Here is a 2300-nt window from a genome sequence, read left to right as displayed (position 1 = left end):
CCATAAATCTTCCCAAAGTCCACTTTTTTAAACGAGTGGTCTGAGTGGAGAGGCTTTTTGTACATTCTTCGCCCCATATTTTACACTATCTACAATCTTGTTCCATTTAAAGGTTGTCTTGTACGAAAGGAAATCGTTCAAAACCTAAGAAAACATGAGCATTTAAGAGAAAAATGATTCTCCATAGAGGGAGGTTAGTTAAAGAGGCGTTTTATTGAAATTATCCTTGAAGGAGAACGAAGATGAATAAATTTTGGAATTATAGAGTTTTAAAAAAGGATTGGGAAAATGGTTTGGTTTCATATGATGTATGTGAAGTTTATTATGAGAATGACATACCTACTTCATGGATTTGGGGTAAAAATGTACTTAGTGGTGAGAGTAAAGAAGATTTAGAATGGAGGCTAAATAATTCAATATTGAAAGCATTTGAAAAGCCAGTGCTTGAAATCATTGGTGATGATGAAGGGTTAGTTGAAGTAAAGGAATAGAGAAAGGCTGACGATTCTTCATGAACTAACGGGGAACTATAGTCGAATAACACACATTAATGAGCATGCGCTGCGGTGGCCTGCTCATTTTATTGAGCTAAAGGGCAGGATAGTTTAATCATATCGCGAATATTTTAAGTTTCTGAACTTAGTAAATTAGGTTTAATGGGGGCAATAAATATGAAGTACACATGTCCTTGCTGTGGTTATAATACTCTGGACTATGAGCCACCAGGCACCTATGACATCTGTGATATTTGTTTTTGGGAAGATGATGGTATTCAATATAACGACCACGATTATGAGGGGGGAGCAAATACTCAGTCATTAAGGCAATATCAAAAAGCTTTTTTACTAGGACGTGTTAATCGCAAGCCAACCGCTAACGATAAACGTGATGAGAAGTGGAAACCACTTCCTGAGAAGTAACATTCGTTTCACTGAAGGGCGATGAGAGCTAATTAAGCATAATAAAAAGGTGCTGGCGTCATGAACAAAGAGGAGTTTCTAGAGGAACTTGATGAAATTATAGAAGATAAGATGTTCATTGGAAATGATATCGATGACTTAGAAGAAGAAATTTCACATAACACATGGTCAATATCGATGAATCAACAGTTAGCTAGTGAGTTTACATTTGGGGAGATAAGAAACTTCTTTTGTAATGTAATTACTAATAGAGCTGAACAAATGACTAAAGCAGACTGTAATCATGGTATGCTTTTTTATGTATGGTTTGATTGGCAATCTGGAAGGTTACGCTTTAATCTTATTTCAAACATCCATAGCAAACTACCTTTTAAATGTGAAATTGAAACAGTGGAAAACATTGATTCGATAATAAATGAGTTTTTAAAATATCCGTATCATGATGGTATTCCTTTTGGGGAAGTGACAGATGAAGATGAGCAAACCGTGGAAAATACAAAAGTAAATTCACTTAATGTCTTTTTGTACGAATTGAGAAATTAGAGGAACAAGTTGTTAAGCTAACTGGGAACGATAGTTCAATGCCGAAGGGCTGCCTTGTGGCAGCTCTTCGCTCAACTAATTGGCAGGATAATTTAGTCTCCATATGGAATATGTTGTGTTGGGGGAGGGGTTAAATGATTATTCTTAGGCAAATGTCAGCAGCTTTTCTCATTCATGGCGATAAGTTGTTGATGATGGAGAAACCAAAAAACGCAAGTTTTGTTTCAGGTATGGTTGTACCAATTGGAGGGCACCTAGAGAAACATGAAATTAATAATCCGAGTGAAGCATGTTTGAGGGAAGTTGAGGAAGAAACTGGGCTGACAACCGACGACCTTACAGGATTGGAACTTAGATACATAATTTTACGGATTAAAGAAACAGAAATAAGAATTCAATATGTATATTTTTCAAATGCAAAGCACATAGCTGTACGCGAGAGTGAAGAAGGTAAGCTCTTATGGGTTGATATAGGCTTAGTTGATAAATTAAATGTAACTGCCACAACGAAATACATAATCGAGCATTATTCTAAGAATAAACATTCATCCGATGTTTATGTGGGTACGATGAAATCAGTTGAAAGTGAGCCCGAAATAACCTGGGCATTACTAGAAGATTGGGAAAATCTCAAGGTAGCATTAAGCTAACGGGTAACGATAGTTGAAGACTAAAAGGGCTGCCACGTGGCCAATGTCATTAAGTTAATCTCCGAGACAAGATCGTAAATAGAAAGTGAATCTGAAACGGCATGGGAAAAGCCCTGTGCCGTTTATTTTTTTGATGCAAGACTGATAAATAGGAACAGCAAACAAACGGATGGACGATCCGCTTAAA

The 2300-nt window shown here is 36.6% G+C and carries 4 protein-coding genes; all 4 read left to right on the top strand.

The genetic code is table 11. From position 1 onward, the window contains the following. Positions 1-242 precede the first annotated feature (242 nt). The 4 genes from AB4Z50_RS35790 (at position 243) to AB4Z50_RS35775 (ending at position 2113) form a co-directional block, all read left to right on the top strand. Positions 243-491: a hypothetical protein gene (locus AB4Z50_RS35790; protein ID WP_441887247.1), complete on the top strand. Its 249-nt coding sequence runs from the start codon at positions 243-245 to the stop codon at positions 489-491. A gap of 180 nt (positions 492-671) precedes the next feature. After that, positions 672-920 (top strand): CPCC family cysteine-rich protein, encoded by a 249-nt coding sequence (locus tag AB4Z50_RS35785; protein WP_441887245.1) that lies wholly within the window; start codon positions 672-674, stop codon positions 918-920. A 60-nt stretch (positions 921-980) separates the two neighbouring features. Next, entirely contained in the window at positions 981-1463 is a 483-nt protein-coding gene (locus tag AB4Z50_RS35780) for a hypothetical protein (RefSeq protein WP_441887243.1), read from the top strand. A 134-nt stretch (positions 1464-1597) separates the two neighbouring features. Beyond that, on the top strand, positions 1598-2113 hold the full coding sequence (locus AB4Z50_RS35775) for an NUDIX domain-containing protein (protein ID WP_441887241.1): 516 nt from the start codon (positions 1598-1600) through the stop codon (positions 2111-2113). Positions 2114-2300 lie beyond the last annotated feature (187 nt).

Origin of the sequence: Paenibacillus sp. 2TAB26 (assembly GCF_052115145.1) — a bacterium.
Taxonomy (GTDB): Bacteria; Bacillota; Bacilli; order Paenibacillales; family Paenibacillaceae; genus Pristimantibacillus.
The sequence above is the reverse complement of the archived record's forward strand: the minus strand, read 5'-3'. Positions and strand labels throughout refer to the sequence as shown.